The following is a 17450-nucleotide window of genomic DNA, read 5'->3' on the forward strand; positions in this document are numbered from 1 at the left end:
AGTGAATATTTTTATTAAGCCGTAATTAATAGTACTTTTGCAACCTATTTATACAAAATATGAGCTTTTTAAAAGAAATACAACGCAGAAGAACATTCGGAATTATATCGCATCCCGATGCCGGTAAAACAACTTTAACTGAAAAGTTATTATTGTTTGGAGGTGCAATTCAGGAAGCTGGTGCAGTAAAAAATAATAAAATCAAAAAAGGAGCAACGAGTGATTTCATGGAAATCGAACGCCAAAGAGGTATTTCGGTTTCTACATCCGTACTTGCTTTTAATTATAAAGACAAAAAAATCAATATTCTTGATACGCCAGGACACAAGGATTTTGCCGAAGATACATTTAGAACTCTAACTGCTGTAGATAGTGTTATTGTCGTTATAGACGTTGCAAAAGGAGTCGAGGAACAAACTGAAAAACTAGTTGCAGTTTGTAGAATGAGAAATATTCCGATGATCGTTTTCATCAATAAATTAGACCGTGAAGGAAAAGATGCTTTTGACTTAATGGATGAAGTTGAACAGAAATTAGGTTTAACAGTTACTCCTTTGAGTTTCCCAATCGGAATGGGTTATGATTTTCAGGGAATTTACAATTTATGGGAACAAAACATCAATCTATTTAGCGGAGACAGCCGTAAAAATATTGAAGAAACTATTGCTTTTTCAGATGTTCAAAATCCTGAATTAGAAAAAATAATTGGTCAAAAACCTGCAGATAAACTACGTGAAGAATTAGAATTAATCGATGAAGTTTATCCAAAATTTGAACGTCAGGATTATTTAGACGGAAAAATCCAACCTGTATTTTTTGGTTCGGCTTTAAATAATTTTGGAGTTCGTGAATTGTTAGATTGTTTTGTAACTATCGCTCCTTCTCCAAGACCAAAAGATTCTGAAACTCGTTTAGTTGATCCAAAAGAAGAAAAAATGACAGGATTTGTGTTTAAAATCCATGCCAATATGGATCCAAAACACAGAGATCGTTTAGCTTTTATCAAAATTGTTTCAGGAACTTTTGAAAGAAACAAACCTTACTATCACGTTCGTCAAAAGAAAAATTTAAAATTCTCCAGTCCAAATGCATTCTTTGCTGAGAAAAAAGAGATTGTAGATATTTCATATCCTGGCGACATCGTTGGTTTGCATGATACAGGAAACTTTAAAATTGGAGATACTTTAACAGAAGGCGAAATAATGAGTTTCAAAGGAATTCCAAGTTTCTCTCCAGAACATTTTAGATACATTAATAATGCTGACCCAATGAAAGCCAAGCAATTGGACAAAGGTGTAGATCAGTTAATGGATGAAGGTGTTGCTCAGTTATTTACATTAGAGATGAACAACCGTAAAGTTATTGGAACTGTTGGAGCACTTCAATATGAAGTAATTCAATACCGTTTAGAACATGAGTATGGTGCAAAATGTACTTATGAAAACTTCCCGGTTCATAAAGCTTGTTGGGTAAAACCTGACGATGCCAAAAATGATGAGTTTAAAGAATTTAAACGAATCAAACAAAAATTCCTGGCACACGATAAATATGGCCAATTGGTATTCTTAGCCGATTCCGATTTTACAATTCAAATGACACAAAGTAAATATCCAAGTGTGAAATTATTTTTCACTTCTGAATTTGACTAAATTCCAATTTCAACATCATAAAAAAAGCGCTAATTATATAATTAGCGCTTTTTTTTAATTTGAATTAAACCAACCTTACTAAGTCATTATATTCCAAAAAATAAATCTTTTCTATTAGGAAATACTAATTTAGAGAAATGTCACGTAAGAAGAAAATTAAGTCGACGAAAGTAAAATTAAATCGGTTAAAGTGCATTTAATTTTAGATTTTGAGCAAAAAAAAGCCCCATTACTGGGGCTTTTCTAATTTATGCTTGTCCTGCCGGACCAAAATTAAGCGGAATTGGTGCTTGTTCAGTGTCTTTAATTTCGCCATGAGCGGCTTCAAAACGATGAATATTTTCACCTATTGCCTTCAATAATCTTTTAGCATGTTGTGGTGTCAAAACAATTCTTGACTTTACCTTGGCTTTAGGAATACCTGGCATAATGCTCACAAAATCTAAAACAAACTCTGATGATGAGTGGTTGATAATGGCAAGATTAGAATAAATTCCTTCTGCAATAGTCTCATCCAACTCAATATTAATTTGCTCCTGTTGTTGTTTCGGATTACTCATAGTTTCCTAATTAATAAATATATTCTTCTTTATTTGCCATCATTTCATTGTAATCGTCTTTAGATCCTACGATAGTGTTATCGTATTCTCTCATACCAGTTCCTGCAGGAATTCTGTGTCCAACAATTACATTTTCTTTTAATCCTTCTAAATCATCTACTTTACCAGCTACAGCAGCTTCGTTAAGTACTTTTGTTGTTTCCTGGAAAGAAGCAGCAGAGATGAATGATTTAGTTTGTAGCGAAGCTCTTGTAATACCTTGTAAAACTGGCGTTGCAGTTGCGGTAATTACATCTCTTGCTACAACAAGGTTTTTATCATTTCGTTTCAACAATGAGTTTTCATCACGTAAGTCACGAGGTGTAATAATTTGACCTGGTTTCAATACAGCAGAATCTCCAGCATCTTCAACTACTTTCATACCATATAATTTATCGTTTTGAACGATAAAATCTTTAGTGTGAATCAATTGATCTTCTAGGAATAATGTATCTCCTGGATCTTGAACTCTTACTTTACGCATCATTTGACGAATAACTACCTCAAAGTGCTTGTCATTAATTTTTACCCCTTGTAAACGGTATACCTCTTGAATTTCATTAACCAAGTATTGTTGAACAGCAGCTGGACCTTGAATTCTTAAAATGTCATCTGGTGTAATTGCACCGTCAGACAATGGTACTCCTGCTCTTACGAAGTCATTTTCCTGTACCAAGATTTGGCTAGAAAGTTTAACTAAATACTTTTTAATCTCACCAAATTTAGATTCGATAACAATTTCACGGTTACCTCTTTTGATTTTTCCAAAAGAAACAACACCGTCAATTTCAGAAACAACTGCTGGGTTTGAAGGGTTACGAGCCTCAAGCAACTCAGTAATTCTTGGTAAACCTCCTGTGATATCGCCCGCTTTAGAAGAACGACGTGGAATTTTAACCAATACTTTACCTGCTTTAATTTTCTCACCATTCTCAACCATAAGGTGTGCTCCTACTGGTAAGTTATACGAACGAATCAATTCACCTTCTTTACCGTAAACCAATAAAGTTGGAATTAATTTTTTATTTCTAGCTTCAGAAATTACTTTTTCCTGGAATCCTGTTTGCTCATCGATTTCAACCATGAATGATTGTCCTTGCTCTAAATCCTCGTAAGCAATTTTACCAGTAAATTCAGAAACAATTACACCATTATATGGATCCCACTTACAGATCACAGATCCTTTAGTAACTGATTCACCATCCTTAACAAAAATACTAGATCCGTAAGGAATATTGTGTGTATTTAAAACGATTCCAGTTTTCTCATCAACTAATTTTAATTCAGTTGAACGTGATACTACGATATCAGTCGCATTACCTTCACTATCCTCACCTTTAACAGTTTTTAAATCTTCAATCTCAAGTCTACCGTTGAATCTTGTAACAATACTAGATTCTTCAGAAATACCTCCAGCAACCCCTCCAACGTGGAACGTACGAAGTGTCAACTGTGTACCCGGCTCACCAATAGACTGAGCTGCAATAACTCCGACAGCTTCACCTCTTTGTGTCATTTTACCAGTAGCTAAGTTTCTACCGTAACATTTAGCACAAATACCTTTTAAAGCTTCACAAGTTAATGGAGATCTAACCTCTACTTTTTCAATTGGAGAAGCTTCGATAGTTCTCATAATTGCTTCAGTAATTTGTTGACCAGATTGAACCATTACTTCATTAGTAAGTGGATTTATAACATCTTGCAATGCAACACGTCCTAAAATTCTTTCTCCTAATGATTCAACGATTTCCTCATTTTTCTTCAAAGCTGAAACTTCAACACCTCTTAAAGTTCCACAATCTTCGATGTTAACAATAACATCTTGTGATACGTCATGAAGTCTTCTTGTCAAGTATCCGGCATCGGCAGTTTTAAGAGCCGTATCCGCAAGTCCTTTACGAGCACCGTGAGTAGAAATAAAGTACTCAAGAATAGAAAGACCTTCCTTAAAGTTAGAAAGAATCGGGTTTTCAATAATTTCTCCACCACCAGCAGTAGATTTTTTAGGCTTAGCCATCAAACCACGCATACCAGTTAACTGACGAATCTGTTCCTTAGAACCCCTCGCTCCAGAGTCAAGCATCATATATACAGAGTTAAAACCTTGTTGGTCTTCTCTAATATTTTTCATTGCTAATTCTGTCAACTGAGCATTTGCTGAAGTCCATACGTCAATAACCTGATTGTAACGTTCGTTATTGGTAATAAGACCCATGTTATAATTCACAGAAATACCTTCAACTTGCTCTCTGGCATCTGCAATTAATTTTGTTTTTTGTTCCGGGATTCTAATATCACCAAGAGAGAATGATAAACCTCCTCTAAATGCGAATTTATAACCCATATCTTTCATATTGTCCAAGAAAGCTGCAGTAGTAGGTACATCAGTCACACTTAAAATGTGTCCGATAATATCTCTAAGGTTTTTCTTAGTCAATACATCATTGATATATCCAGCTGCTTCAGGTACTACTTCATTAAATAATACACGTCCTGCAGTTGTTTGAATAATTTTAAACACTAATTCTCCAGCGTCATTAAAATCTTTTGCTCTGATTCTTACACGAGCATTTAATTCTAATCTTCCTTCGTTTAATGCAATGTTTACTTCTTCAGCAGAATAGAAAGTTAAGTCTTGACCTAAAATTACATGTTCTGGTGTTGAGATACGTTCTTTGGTCATATAATATAGACCCAAGACCATATCCTGAGAAGGTACAGTAATTGGAGCTCCATTTGCAGGGTTAAGAATATTGTGAGAAGCCAACATTAATAATTGTGCCTCTAAAATAGCCTCTGGTCCTAATGGCAAGTGAACTGCCATCTGATCCCCATCAAAATCGGCGTTGAAAGCCGTACATACTAATGGGTGCAATTGGATCGCTTTTCCTTCAATTAATTTTGGTTGGAAAGCTTGAATACCAAGTCTGTGTAACGTAGGAGCACGGTTAAGTAATACAGGGTGTCCTTTGATTACATTTTCAAGGATATCCCAAACTACAGGCTCTTTTTTGTCTATGATTTTCTTAGCAGATTTTACTGTCTTAACAATACCTCTTTCAATCAATTTACGGATTACGAAAGGTTTGTATAACTCAGATGCCATATCTTTTGGCAATCCGCATTCGAATAATTTTAATTCAGGACCAACAACAATTACAGAACGAGCAGAATAATCCACACGCTTACCAAGTAAGTTTTGACGGAAACGTCCTTGCTTACCTTTTAACGAATCTGATAATGATTTTAATGGTCTGTTAGATTCTGTTTTAACTGCAGAAGCTTTACGAGTGTTATCAAATAATGAATCTACAGATTCTTGTAACATACGTTTTTCGTTTCTCAAGATAACTTCTGGAGCTTTAATCTCCATTAATCTTTTCAAACGATTGTTACGGATGATTACACGACGGTATAAGTCATTTAAATCTGAAGTTGCAAAACGACCTCCATCAAGTGGTACAAGCGGACGTAATTCTGGTGGAATAACAGGAACCACTTTCATGATCATCCATTCAGGACGATTTTCGCGGTTTAAGTTAGACTCACGGAAAGACTCAACAACCTGTAATCTTTTTAAAGCTTCAGTTTTACGTTGTTTAGACGTTTCGTTATTAGCACTGTGTCTTAATTGGTAAGACAACTCATCTAAATCGATACGAGCTAATAAATCCATAATACATTCTGCGCCCATTTTGGCAACAAATTTATTAGGATCCATATCATCTAAATATTGATTTTCCTGTGGAAGAGTGTCTAAAATATTCAAATATTCTTCTTCAGTTAAGAAATCTAATCTTTGTAATGATTCTCCATCTGCATTTTTAGCAATACCAGCCTGAATTACTACGTATCTTTCGTAGTAAATGATCATATCTAATTTCTTAGATGGAAGACCAAGGATATAACCAATTTTGTTTGGAAGAGAACGGAAATACCAGATATGAGCAATAGGCACAACAAGGTTGATGTGTCCTACTCTGTCACGACGTACTTTTTTCTCCGTAACTTCAACACCACAACGGTCACAGATAATACCTTTGTAACGAATTCTTTTGTATTTACCACAAGCACATTCAAAATCCTTAACTGGTCCGAAGATTCTTTCGCAGAAAAGTCCGTCACGCTCTGGTTTGTGAGTTCTGTAGTTGATAGTTTCTGGTTTCAACACCTCTCCTCTTGATTCTTTCAGGATAGATTCTGGTGAAGCCAATCCAATTGAGATTTTATTAAATCTTTTAACTGGATTTTTATCTTTATTATTATTTCTATTATTCATCATAGTTTTTACTATTGATTTATTTGCAATTAAAAAATTGATTTTAATTTTAAGTCAAAAGTTTGAAAGTCGAAAGTCGAAAGCCATTGCTGGACTTTAAGACTTTATGACATTTGACTTTAGACTAAAAGTACTACCTCGGGTTACTTCTCTAAACTTCAAAACTTATTCTTGAAGCGCTAATTATGAAACTTTTAAAGTTTAAATAAAAAATCGGAACGGGTTACGGGTATAAATCCTAAAAACTGGTATTTTATAAACAGCTTCAGTCTCAGCTTTCAGAGTGATCTGAATACTGAGACTGTAACTGAAAACTTTATTTATTCTTCTAAACGAATGTCAAGTCCAAGACCTTTTAATTCATGCATTAATACATTGAATGATTCAGGTAATCCCGGTTCTGGCATAGATTCTCCTTTAACGATAGCCTCGTAAGTTTTAGCTCTACCAATAACGTCATCCGATTTAACTGTTAAGATTTCACGAAGAGTACTTGATGCTCCATAAGCTTCAAGTGCCCAAACCTCCATCTCTCCAAAACGCTGACCTCCAAATTGAGCTTTACCTCCAAGTGGTTGTTGAGTAATCAACGAGTATGGTCCGATAGAACGTGCGTGCATCTTATCATCAACCATGTGTCCTAATTTAAGCATGTAAATTACACCCACAGTTGCAGCTTGATGGAAACGCTCTCCAGTACCACCATCATAAAGGTGTGTATGTCCGAAACGTGGTACTCCGGCTTCATCAGTTAATTCATTAATTTGATCTAAAGTGGCACCGTCAAAAATTGGAGTAGCAAATTTTCTACCTAAATTTTGTCCAGCCCATCCAAGAACAGTTTCATAAATCTGACCAATGTTCATACGTGAAGGTACCCCAAGTGGATTCAATACGATATCTACTGGTGTTCCGTCTTCAAGGAAAGGCATATCTTCATGACGAACGATTCTTGCAACAATACCTTTGTTACCGTGACGTCCTGCCATTTTATCCCCTACTTTCAGTTTACGTTTTTTAGCGATATAAATTTTCGCTAATTTCAATATTCCAGATGGTAATTCATCTCCAACTGTAATAGTGAATTTTTCTCTTCTTAAAGATCCTTGTAAGTCGTTCAGCTTAATTTTATAGTTATGAATTAAATCATTAACCATTTTATTTGTAGCGTCATCAGCAACCCATTGACCTTTGCTTAAGTGAGCAAAATCCTCTACTGCGTAAAGCATTTTTTGAGTATATTTTTTACCTTTTGGTAAAACTTCTTCACCCAAATCATTCATTACACCCTGAGATGTTTTTCCGTTAACGATCAGGAATAATTTTTCAACCAATCTGTCTTTTAATTCAACAAATTTAGTTTCAAATTCCATTTCTAAAGCGCCTAAAGCATCTTTATCCTGAGTACGTTTACGTTTATCTTTTACGGCTCTTGCAAATAATTTTTTGTCAAGAACTACACCATGTAAAGATGGAGAAGCTTTTAATGAAGCATCTTTTACATCACCTGCTTTATCCCCGAAGATTGCACGAAGCAATTTCTCTTCCGGAGTAGGATCTGATTCTCCTTTTGGTGTAATTTTCCCGATCAAAATGTCGCCAGGTTTAACCTCTGCTCCAATTCTGATCATACCGTTTTCATCTAAATCTTTAGTAGCTTCTTCAGAAACGTTAGGAATATCGTTTGTTAACTCTTCATTTCCTAACTTAGTATCTCTAACCTCTAATGAATAATCATCAACGTGGATAGAAGTAAAAATATCATCACGAACTACTTTTTCAGAAATCACAATCGCATCCTCAAAGTTATACCCTTTCCATGGCATGAACGCAACTTTTAAGTTTCTACCTAAAGCTAATTCACCATTTTGAGTAGCATATCCTTCTGATAATACTTGTCCAAGAATAACTCTGTCACCCTTTCTTACGATTGGTTTCAAGTTGATACTTGTACCTTGATTGGTTTTTCTAAATTTAATTAAGTTGTACGTTTTTTCATCAGCATCAAAACTAACCATTCTTTCATCTTCAGTACGGTCGTATTTGATAGTAATGATATTAGCATCAACATATTCTACAGTTCCATCTCCCTCAGCATTAATCAATACCCTAGAATCTGAAGCTACCTGACGCTCTAAACCTGTACCAACAATCGGAGCTTCCGGACGGATCAAAGGAACCGCCTGACGCATCATGTTAGATCCCATCAAGGCTCTATTCGCATCATCATGTTCCAAGAAAGGAATCAATGAAGCAGAAATCGAAGCAATCTGGTTAGGAGCAACGTCTGTATAATGTACTGCAGATGGTTCAACAACCGGGAAGTCACCTTCCTCACGAGCAATAACGTTGCTTGCCGTAATTTTACCAGTAGCATCCATTTCAATGTTTGCCTGAGCAATCATTTTTCCTTCTTCTTCTTCAGCACTTAAATAAATAGGAGTACTTTCTAAATCAACTACACCATTTGTAACTTTACGGTATGGAGTTTCGATGAAACCCATTCCGTTTACTTTTGCATAAACACCAAGAGATGAAATCAAACCAATGTTTGGTCCCTCTGGAGTTTCAATCGGACATAAACGACCATAGTGTGTATAGTGAACGTCACGAACCTCGAAACCAGCTCTCTCTCTCGAAAGTCCACCAGGTCCAAGTGCAGATAATCTTCTTTTGTGTGTAATCTCAGCCAATGGATTCGTTTGATCCATAAATTGAGATAACTGGTTAGTACCAAAGAAAGAGTTGATAACTGACGACAATGTTTTAGCATTAATCAAATCAATTGGTGTAAACACCTCGTTATCTCTAACGTTCATTCTCTCACGAATAGTTCTCGCCATACGCGCTAAACCAACACCGAATTGTTGAGACAATTGTTCACCAACTGTTCTAACACGACGGTTTGATAAGTGATCAATATCATCAATCTCTGCTTTAGAGTTGATTAATTCGATCAAATATTTTACAATGGTAATGATATCTTCTTTGGTAAGCACTTGCTTTTCCATTGGGATATCCAAACCAAGTTTTTTATTCATTCTATAACGACCAACTTCACCTAAGTTATAACGTTGATCAGAGAAGAACAATTTATCTATAATACCACGAGCAGTTTCCTCATCAGGCGGTTCAGCGTTACGCAACTGACGGTAAATGTGCTCTACAGCTTCTTTTTCAGAGTTTGTTGGATCTTTTTGCAACGTATTGTGGATAATAGCATAATCTGCCTGATTATTATCCTCTTTATGCAACAAAATAGATTTTACATTAGAATCAATGATTTCTTCAACATTATCTTTGTCGATAATAGTATCTCTATCAAGAATGATTTCGTTACGTTCGATAGAAACTACCTCTCCAGTATCCTCATCAACGAAATCCTCATGCCAAGTGTTTAATACACGTGCCGCAAGTCTTCTTCCAATGTATTTTTTAATACCAGTTTTAGAAACTTTAATTTCTTCAGCTAAGTCGAAAATTTCAAGGATATCCTTATCTCTTTCGAACCCGATTGCACGGAATAAAGTTGTAACCGGTAATTTTTTCTTTCTATCGATATAAGCGTACATTACGCTATTGATATCTGTAGAAAATTCTATCCAGGAACCTTTAAAAGGAATTACTCTGGCAGAATAAAGTTTTGTACCATTTGCATGGAATGATTGACCAAAGAAAACCCCAGGAGAACGGTGTAGTTGAGATACTACTACACGCTCAGCACCATTGATAACAAAAGTACCGCTTGGAGTCATATAAGGTATTGTTCCAAGATAAACATCTTGTACAATAGTTTCAAAATCTTCGTGTTCTGGATCTGTACAATATAGTTTTAACCTGGCTTTTAAAGGAACACTATAAGTAAGACCTCTCTCTATACATTCTTGAATTGTATAACGTGGCGGATCAACAAAATAATCTAGGAATTCCAATACAAAGTTATTTCTTGTATCTGTGATTGGAAAGTTTTCCATGAAGGTGTTGTATAACCCTTCGTTGCCTCTTTCGTCAGATTTCGTTTCTAATTGAAAGAAATCCTTAAAAGATTTAACCTGAACATCTAGGAAATCTGGATAGTCAGGGATATTTTTTGTAGAGGCAAAATTCAATCTTTCAGTCTGATTTGTTATCATCAATGGACAAAATTTTGATTAAAAAAAAGTAATTTTTTGTGTAAACACACACTGTTTAATCTATACTTTCTTATTATAATCAATACATCTTTAAAAATAAACTAGTAAAGTGAGCTTAATTTTTTTCTTCGTATTGATCAAAAACTTTTTCGTATTTTAAACTATTTGAATAATAAAATTGGATATATTTTATTATACGAAAAATGGTTTAGGCCATTGAGTTACCTCAAGACCTAAACCTAGTTCTTAAAACTGAGTTGAATTATTTAAGCTCAACTACAGCTCCAGCTTCTTCTAATGATTTTTTAAGACCTTCAGCCTCTTCTTTAGAAACACCTTCTTTAACGTTACTTGGAGCACCGTCAACTACATCTTTAGCTTCTTTCAAACCTAAACCTGTAAGTTCTTTAACTAATTTTACAACTGCTAATTTAGAAGCACCAGCTTCTTTTAATACAACTGTAAATTCAGTTTGTGCTTCTTCAGCAGCACCTTCTCCACCACCAGCAGCAACTACTACAGCTGCAGCAGCAGGCTCGATACCATACTCGTCTTTTAATATTGTTGCTAATTCGTTAACTTCTTTAACTGTTAAGTTAACTAATTGTTCTGCGAATTGTTTCAAATCTGCCATTTTTTCTATCGTTTAAAATGATTTGTAAAATATAATTTATTTATTGTGCGCTAATTAAGCAGCAAGGAAATAATGTTCCCTGCGTTTGTTATTATGCTTCTTCCTCTTCGCTCTTTGCGAATTGGTTTTGTAAAGCAGAGATAACTCTTTGTGCTGGTGATTGCAATAATCCAATAAGTTCTCCAAGAAGTTCTTCTTTAGATTTAATAGTTGCTAATGCATCTAATTGATCATCTCCAATATAAATTTCAGAATTAATATAAGCTCCTTTTAATACAGGTTTAGCCGATTTTTTTCTGAAATCTTTGATTATTTTTCCAGGTGCATTTGCAACATCTGAAATAAATATAGCACTATTACCAGTCAATACTGAAGGTAAATCACCATAGTCATTAGCAGAAGCTTCCATTGCTTTTGCAAGCAAAGTGTTTTTTACAACCTCTAATTTTATACCTGCTTTAAAGCAAGCTCTTCTCAAGTTTGAAGTTGTTTCTGCATTTAATCCAGAAATATCAGATACATAAATAATATTTGTACCAGCTAACTGTGCAGTTAAATCTTCAATCGCGATTGATTTTTCTTCTCTAGTCATACTAAAAATTATTAACTACCAATTATACTGCTTTAGGGTCCAATGCAATTGCAGGACTCATAGTGCTTGTAAGGTGAATACCTTTAATATAGGTACCTTTAGCAGCAGTTGGTTTAAGTTTGATTAATGTTTGAATAATTTCGTGTGCATTGTCATAAATTTGCTCAGCTCCAAAAGAAACTTTACCAATTCCTGCATGTACGATACCAGTTTTATCAACTTTAAAGTCAATTTTACCAGCTTTAACCTCTGCAACAGCTTTTGCAACATCCATAGTTACAGTACCTGTTTTAGGGTTTGGCATTAAACCTCTAGGTCCTAAAATACGACCTAATGGACCTAATTTACCCATAACAGCTGGCATAGTGATGATAACATCAACATCTGTCCAACCATCTTTAATTTTTTGTAAATAATCGTCAAGACCTACATAATCAGCTCCAGCTTCTTTAGCTTCCGCTTCTTTATCTGGAGTAACCAATGCTAATACTTTAACGTCTTTACCTGTTCCGTGAGGTAATGTAACCACACCTCTAACCATTTGATTCGCTTTTCTTGGATCTACACCCAAACGAACTGCGATATCAACAGACTCATCAAATTTTGCAGAAGCTATAACTTTAATCAATGCAGCAGCATCTTTCAAAGAGTATAGTTTGTTCTTTTCAATTTTTGAAGCAGCCTCTTTTTGCTTTTTTGTTAATTTTGCCATTTCTTTCTCTTAATTAAAAAGGAGCATCTCCTGATACAGTTATACCCATAGATCTAGCAGTTCCAGCGATCATGCTCATTGCAGATTCGATTGTGAATGCATTTAAATCTACCATTTTATCTTCAGCAATTGCTTTGATAACGTCCCAAGTAACACTAGCTACTTTTTTACGATTTGGTTCACCTGATCCAGACTTTAGCTTTGCAGCTTCCAATAATTGGACAGCAGCTGGAGGAGTCTTAACAACAAAATCAAATGATTTGTCTTTATACACAGTAATTTGTACTGGGCATATTTTGCCAGGTTTATCTTGTGTTCTAGCATTGAACTGCTTACAGAACTCCATGATATTAACCCCAGCAGCTCCTAAAGCAGGTCCAACCGGTGGCGACGGATTCGCAGCACCTCCCTTAACTTGTAGTTTAACTACCTTACTAATTTCTTTAGCCATTTTTTAAAAAATTTAACACCACAATTATTGGAAGCAATTGTAGTGGTTATTATAGATGTAACAAAAATTATACTTTCTCAACTTGCATAAAACTTAATTCTAATGGAGTTTTTCTTCCGAAAATCTTAACCATTACTTCAAGTTTACGCTTTTCTTCATTTATTTTTTCAACCGTACCATTGAAGCCATTAAAAGGACCATCGATCACCTTAACAGTTTCTCCTAAGTTGAAAGGAATAGCGCGAGTATCTGTATTTACAGCTAACTCATCTACTTTACCTAACATTCTATTTACTTCAGAAAGTCTTAAAGGAACAGGTTCCCCGCCTTTAATCTCTCCTAAAAATCCAATTACACTTGTAATAGACTTAATAATATGAGGTATCTCACCAACTAAATTGGCTTCGATCATAACATACCCAGGAAAGTAAACTTTATCCTTAGACATTTTCTTTCCTTCTTTTACAGTAACTACTTTTTCTGTAGGCACTAAAACTTGGGAAACATAATCACCCATACCTAGTCTGGCAATTTCAGTTTCGATGTAAGCTTTGACTTTATTTTCTTGTCCGCTTACAGCTCTAACCACATACCATTTTTTCACATTATTATCTGCCATCACAAAAAAATTATCCTTTTAACCAGTTAAAAAATCCAGCCAAAGCTTTTGCAAAAAATTCGTCTACTCCCCATGTTGCCAAAGCAAATAGAATCGAAAATACAGCCACAACAATTGTCAATTTTTGAACCTCAGCCCAAGCAGGCCAAGTAACATTTGACTTTAACTCCTCGAAAGCCTCTGATAAATAATTAGTAACTTTTGTCATTTTATATATTTTATATTGCACGGGCGGAGGGATTCGAACCCCCATCAACGGTTTTGGAGACCGCTATTCTACCCTTGAACTACGCCCGTAATTAAAAGCCAGTGATTTCAATGAAGAAAATCAGCTGGCTTTTTATAATATTTATAGGATTATCCTACTATTTCAGTAACCTGACCTGCACCTACAGTTCTACCACCTTCACGGATAGCAAAACGTAAACCTACGCTCATTGCGATTGGGCTCAATAAAGATACATTGATAGTTAAGTTATCTCCTGGCATTACCATCTCTACTCCTTCTGGTAAAGTAATAACTCCTGTTACGTCAGTTGTACGTACGTAGAACTGTGGACGGTAGTTATTATGGAATGGAGTATGACGTCCACCTTCTTCTTTTTTCAAGATATAAACCTCAGCTTTGAAAGTAGCGTGTGGTTTTACTGATCCTGGCTTAATGATAACCATTCCTCTTTTGATAGATTCTTTATCAACACCTCTTAACAATAAACCTACGTTATCTCCAGCCTCACCTCTATCAAGGATTTTACGGAACATCTCAACTCCTGTAATAGTAGAAGTTAATTTATCAGCTCCCATACCAATGATTTCAACTGGATCTCCTGTATTAGCAATACCTGTTTCGATACGACCTGTAGCAACAGTTCCACGACCAGTAATTGTAAATACATCTTCAACCGGCATCAAGAATGGTTTAGCAGTATCACGAATTGGCTCTTCGATCCAATTATCAACAGCTTCCATTAATTCAATGATTTTAGGAACCCAAGCAGGATCATTATTCAATCCTCCTAAAGCAGAACCTTGAACTACTGGACCATTATCTCCATCATATTCGTAGAAAGATAATAAATCTCTAATTTCCATTTCAACAAGCTCTAATAACTCAGCGTCATCAACCATGTCAACTTTGTTCATGAAAACTACCATTCTAGGAATACCAACCTGGCGACCTAAAAGGATGTGCTCACGAGTTTGTGGCATTGGACCATCTGTAGCAGCAACTACTAAGATAGCTCCGTCCATTTGAGCAGCACCAGTAACCATGTTCTTTACGTAATCCGCGTGACCTGGACAGTCAACGTGAGCGTAGTGACGGTTAGCTGTTTCATACTCTACGTGTGATGTATTAATAGTAATACCTCTTTCTTTCTCCTCTGGAGCGTTATCGATTTGATCAAACGATTTTGCTTGACAGTAACCTGCATCAGACAATACTTTTGTAATTGCAGCAGTTAATGTAGTTTTTCCGTGATCCACGTGTCCAATTGTACCTATGTTTAAGTGCGGTTTGGAACGATTAAAATTCTCCTTTGCCATTTTACTTAATTTTTAATCTTAGTTATATATTAATTTTCAATTTCCTACTTACTTGAGCCAATGTCGGGAATTGAACCCGAGACCTCTTCCTTACCAAGGAAGCACTCTACCCCTGAGCTACACCGGCAGAGAGTTCTGATTTTAGATTTAAGAATTTAGATTTTACAATCTAAAATCAACAATTTGAAATCTAAACTTTTTTTGTGGGGAGAGCAGGATTCGAACCTGCGAAGTTCACACAGCAGATTTACAGTCTGCCCTCGTTGGCCGCTTGAGTATCTCCCCTTTTTTTTATCAATAATTACATGAACAATTTCAAATCGCATTTGAAATAACTAGAGCCGGCGGAGGGACTCGAACCCACGACCTGCTGATTACAAATCAGCTGCTCTAGCCAACTGAGCTACGCTGGCAATATCAATAAAAAAGTCCGCTATTTCTAACGGACTGCAAATGTAGCTATTTTATCTTTGTATCAAAACATTTTTCGAAAAAATTTTCCAATTATATATGTGCTCTTATTTTTTCTTTCCTTTTTACCAGTAAACGCTCTAAAGATTCTGCCGAAAGCTCAACTGCCTCTTCAAATGTCTTACACTGCTTTTTAACCAAAAATTCATCTCCAGGAACATTAATCTTTATCTCAACAGCTTTATTCTCTTTATCACTTGTTCTCTCAACTTTTAAAAAAACATCAGCCGAGACAACTCGATCGTAATACTTTTCCAACTTATCCATTCTTTCTTGAATAAAATCCACCAACTTTCGGTCAACAGTAAAGTTAACTGCATGAACATCTACCTTCATAATATTAATTTTATGGTTAAACATTTCAGAAGTATTATTTATTTCTAGGATGAGCATCCCCATATACTTTTTTAAGCTCCGCTAAACTATTATGAGTATAAACTTGTGTAGATGCCAAACTAGAATGTCCTAATAACTCCTTAACTGAATTTAAATCTGCCCCGTTATTAAGTAAATGAGTTGCAAAAGTATGCCGAAGCACATGCGGACTTTTTTTTACCTTTTCAGAGACCCTACTAAAGTAAGAATTTATTAATCGATACACAAAAGATTCACTTAATTTTAATCCTTTTTTTGAAATAAAAAAATAATCCGTATCTACAATATTTTCAACCAAATTTCGTTCATCAAGATATAACTTAATCTGATCTGCAATAATCGGCAAAACCGGAATAATACGCTCTTTATTACGCTTACCCAAAACCTTTACCACATTTGAAGCCAAATCAACATTATACATCATCAGATGTATTAATTCAGCACGTCTCATTCCGGTCGTATAAAACATATCAACAATAAGTCTATCACGAATTTCTTCAAAACCAACAGAACTACTCACCTGCCCCATTAAATCAGAAAGTTCTTTTTCAGAAAATGGAATCTGAATAACTTTCGGAGTCTTCAAAGCCTTATGCTTCAACATAGGACTTACCTCAATTTGTTTTGTTTTTAAAAGAAATTTATAAAAAGCTTTTAATGAAGCCATTTTTCTATTCACAGAAACATTTGAAATATCCTGATCAACAAGAGAAACAACCCAACTTCTAATTTGACTGTAATTTACTTTTTCAATATCTTCCTGTTCAAAATTTTCCTTATTGAAAACTTGAAAAAAACCAATATCATTCAAATAAGCATTAACCGTGTGCTCTGAGTATTTTTTCTCCAACTGTAGATAATCACGAAACGCGTCTTTATTCGATTTCATTACAAATATTTTTACTTCATTCAAAAACAACAATAAATTCTACCTATATATATTATCTCAAAATTAAGCATAAAAAAACCGTTAGTATCAAAATATTGACAACTAACGGTAATTATTTTTGAAAAGCTTAATACTAACTTTCTAAACCATCTCTCATGTTTTGAATGTAAGCCGCTTTTTGAATTTGAGCTCTTTTGATAACAGAAGGCTTAATAAAAGCAGTACGTGCTCTTAGTTGACGAACAGTTCCTGTTTTATCAAATTTTCTTTTATAGCGCTTTAATGCTCTATCGATATTTTCTCCGTCTTTAATTGGTATAATTAACATAATATAGACACCTCCTCTCGTTAAGGCTGCAAAAGTATATATTAATTTTGAATTACGAGTTATAAATTGTGAATTATTTTTAAAAGAAGAAAGAACATAGAAGAAAGAACATAGAAGAAAGAACATAGAAGAGAGAGAATAGATTATAGTTATAACTCTTTACTCTTTACTCTT

The 17450-nt window shown here is 34.9% G+C and carries 14 protein-coding genes and 4 tRNA genes; 1 reads left to right on the top strand and 17 read right to left on the bottom strand.

Features of this window, described 5'->3' with window-relative positions:
- Nucleotides 1–59: 59 nt before the first annotated feature.
- The gene (locus B0A65_RS17335) at nucleotides 60–1649 is read left to right on the top strand and encodes a peptide chain release factor 3 (protein ID WP_056190737.1); all 1590 of its coding nucleotides are present in this window, start codon (nucleotides 60–62) and stop codon (nucleotides 1647–1649) included.
- Between the two features lie 248 nt (nucleotides 1650–1897).
- On the opposite strand, the gene B0A65_RS17340 is transcribed toward B0A65_RS17335, so the two are convergent.
- From B0A65_RS17340 to rpsU, 17 genes are all read right to left on the bottom strand, one after another.
- A complete protein-coding gene (locus B0A65_RS17340; protein ID WP_059116017.1) occupies nucleotides 1898–2209 on the bottom strand; it encodes a DUF3467 domain-containing protein in 312 nt (103 codons plus the stop codon).
- A gap of 10 nt (nucleotides 2210–2219) precedes the next feature.
- Nucleotides 2220–6530 carry a DNA-directed RNA polymerase subunit beta' gene (rpoC, locus tag B0A65_RS17345; RefSeq protein ID WP_074659947.1) on the bottom strand — a complete coding sequence of 1437 codons (4311 nt, stop codon included), beginning with the start codon at nucleotides 6528–6530 and terminating at the stop codon, nucleotides 2220–2222.
- 317 nt (nucleotides 6531–6847) lie between these two features.
- A complete protein-coding gene (rpoB, locus tag B0A65_RS17350) occupies nucleotides 6848–10660 on the bottom strand; it encodes a DNA-directed RNA polymerase subunit beta (protein WP_074659946.1) in 3813 nt (1270 codons plus the stop codon).
- 262 nt (nucleotides 10661–10922) lie between these two features.
- Nucleotides 10923–11294, bottom strand: coding sequence for a 50S ribosomal protein L7/L12 (rplL, locus tag B0A65_RS17355; protein ID WP_007807437.1), 372 nt, complete (start codon nucleotides 11292–11294; stop codon nucleotides 10923–10925).
- A 91-nt stretch (nucleotides 11295–11385) separates the two neighbouring features.
- Nucleotides 11386–11886, bottom strand: coding sequence for a 50S ribosomal protein L10 (gene rplJ, locus B0A65_RS17360; RefSeq protein WP_074659945.1), 501 nt, complete (start codon nucleotides 11884–11886; stop codon nucleotides 11386–11388).
- A gap of 22 nt (nucleotides 11887–11908) precedes the next feature.
- A complete protein-coding gene (rplA, locus tag B0A65_RS17365; protein WP_007807440.1) occupies nucleotides 11909–12598 on the bottom strand; it encodes a 50S ribosomal protein L1 in 690 nt (229 codons plus the stop codon).
- Between the two features lie 13 nt (nucleotides 12599–12611).
- A complete protein-coding gene (rplK, locus tag B0A65_RS17370) occupies nucleotides 12612–13049 on the bottom strand; it encodes a 50S ribosomal protein L11 (protein WP_007807442.1) in 438 nt (145 codons plus the stop codon).
- 67 nt (nucleotides 13050–13116) lie between these two features.
- Nucleotides 13117–13668 carry a transcription termination/antitermination protein NusG gene (nusG, locus tag B0A65_RS17375; RefSeq protein ID WP_029273444.1) on the bottom strand — a complete coding sequence of 184 codons (552 nt, stop codon included), beginning with the start codon at nucleotides 13666–13668 and terminating at the stop codon, nucleotides 13117–13119.
- 10 nt (nucleotides 13669–13678) lie between these two features.
- A complete protein-coding gene (gene secE / locus B0A65_RS17380) occupies nucleotides 13679–13876 on the bottom strand; it encodes a preprotein translocase subunit SecE (protein ID WP_008466927.1) in 198 nt (65 codons plus the stop codon).
- Nucleotides 13877–13894: 18 nt separating this feature from the next.
- Nucleotides 13895–13965 (bottom strand) — tRNA-Trp (locus B0A65_RS17385).
- Between the two features lie 60 nt (nucleotides 13966–14025).
- A complete protein-coding gene (gene tuf / locus B0A65_RS17390) occupies nucleotides 14026–15213 on the bottom strand; it encodes an elongation factor Tu (protein ID WP_074659944.1) in 1188 nt (395 codons plus the stop codon).
- 55 nt (nucleotides 15214–15268) lie between these two features.
- Nucleotides 15269–15340, bottom strand: a tRNA-Thr gene (locus B0A65_RS17395).
- A 77-nt stretch (nucleotides 15341–15417) separates the two neighbouring features.
- A tRNA-Tyr gene (locus B0A65_RS17400) sits at nucleotides 15418–15498 on the bottom strand.
- A gap of 54 nt (nucleotides 15499–15552) precedes the next feature.
- A tRNA-Thr gene (locus B0A65_RS17405) sits at nucleotides 15553–15626 on the bottom strand.
- A 91-nt stretch (nucleotides 15627–15717) separates the two neighbouring features.
- Nucleotides 15718–16020: a ribosome hibernation-promoting factor, HPF/YfiA family gene (gene hpf / locus B0A65_RS17410; RefSeq protein ID WP_042564006.1), complete on the bottom strand. Its 303-nt coding sequence runs from the start codon at nucleotides 16018–16020 to the stop codon at nucleotides 15718–15720.
- A 34-nt stretch (nucleotides 16021–16054) separates the two neighbouring features.
- Nucleotides 16055–16948, bottom strand: coding sequence for a tyrosine-type recombinase/integrase (locus B0A65_RS17415; RefSeq protein ID WP_074659943.1), 894 nt, complete (start codon nucleotides 16946–16948; stop codon nucleotides 16055–16057).
- A gap of 133 nt (nucleotides 16949–17081) precedes the next feature.
- Nucleotides 17082–17276, bottom strand: coding sequence for a 30S ribosomal protein S21 (gene rpsU / locus B0A65_RS17420; RefSeq protein WP_026985791.1), 195 nt, complete (start codon nucleotides 17274–17276; stop codon nucleotides 17082–17084).
- Nucleotides 17277–17450 lie beyond the last annotated feature (174 nt).

The organism is Flavobacterium frigidimaris (assembly GCF_002217275.1).
GTDB lineage: Bacteria > Bacteroidota > Bacteroidia > Flavobacteriales > Flavobacteriaceae > Flavobacterium > Flavobacterium aquidurense.

Excerpts from the sequence above, each read along its gene's own strand:
- B0A65_RS17335 (WP_056190737.1), top strand. The coding sequence starts at position 60 with ATGAGCTTTTTAAAAGAAATACAACGCAGAAGAACATTCGGAATTATA.
- rplL (WP_007807437.1), bottom strand. The coding sequence starts at position 11,294 with ATGGCAGATTTGAAACAATTCGCAGAACAATTAGTTAACTTAACAGTT.
- hpf (WP_042564006.1), bottom strand. The coding sequence starts at position 16,020 with ATGAAGGTAGATGTTCATGCAGTTAACTTTACTGTTGACCGAAAGTTG.
- B0A65_RS17415 (WP_074659943.1), bottom strand. The coding sequence starts at position 16,948 with ATGAAATCGAATAAAGACGCGTTTCGTGATTATCTACAGTTGGAGAAA.
- secE (WP_008466927.1), bottom strand. The coding sequence starts at position 13,876 with ATGACAAAAGTTACTAATTATTTATCAGAGGCTTTCGAGGAGTTAAAG.
- B0A65_RS17340 (WP_059116017.1), bottom strand. The coding sequence starts at position 2,209 with ATGAGTAATCCGAAACAACAACAGGAGCAAATTAATATTGAGTTGGAT.
- rplA (WP_007807440.1), bottom strand. The coding sequence starts at position 12,598 with ATGGCAAAATTAACAAAAAAGCAAAAAGAGGCTGCTTCAAAAATTGAA.
- rpoB (WP_074659946.1), bottom strand. The coding sequence starts at position 10,660 with ATGATAACAAATCAGACTGAAAGATTGAATTTTGCCTCTACAAAAAAT.
- rplK (WP_007807442.1), bottom strand. The coding sequence starts at position 13,049 with ATGGCTAAAGAAATTAGTAAGGTAGTTAAACTACAAGTTAAGGGAGGT.
- rpoC (WP_074659947.1), bottom strand. The coding sequence starts at position 6,530 with ATGATGAATAATAGAAATAATAATAAAGATAAAAATCCAGTTAAAAGA.
- tuf (WP_074659944.1), bottom strand. The coding sequence starts at position 15,213 with ATGGCAAAGGAGAATTTTAATCGTTCCAAACCGCACTTAAACATAGGT.
- rplJ (WP_074659945.1), bottom strand. The coding sequence starts at position 11,886 with ATGACTAGAGAAGAAAAATCAATCGCGATTGAAGATTTAACTGCACAG.
- rpsU (WP_026985791.1), bottom strand. The coding sequence starts at position 17,276 with ATGTTAATTATACCAATTAAAGACGGAGAAAATATCGATAGAGCATTA.
- nusG (WP_029273444.1), bottom strand. The coding sequence starts at position 13,668 with ATGGCAGATAATAATGTGAAAAAATGGTATGTGGTTAGAGCTGTAAGC.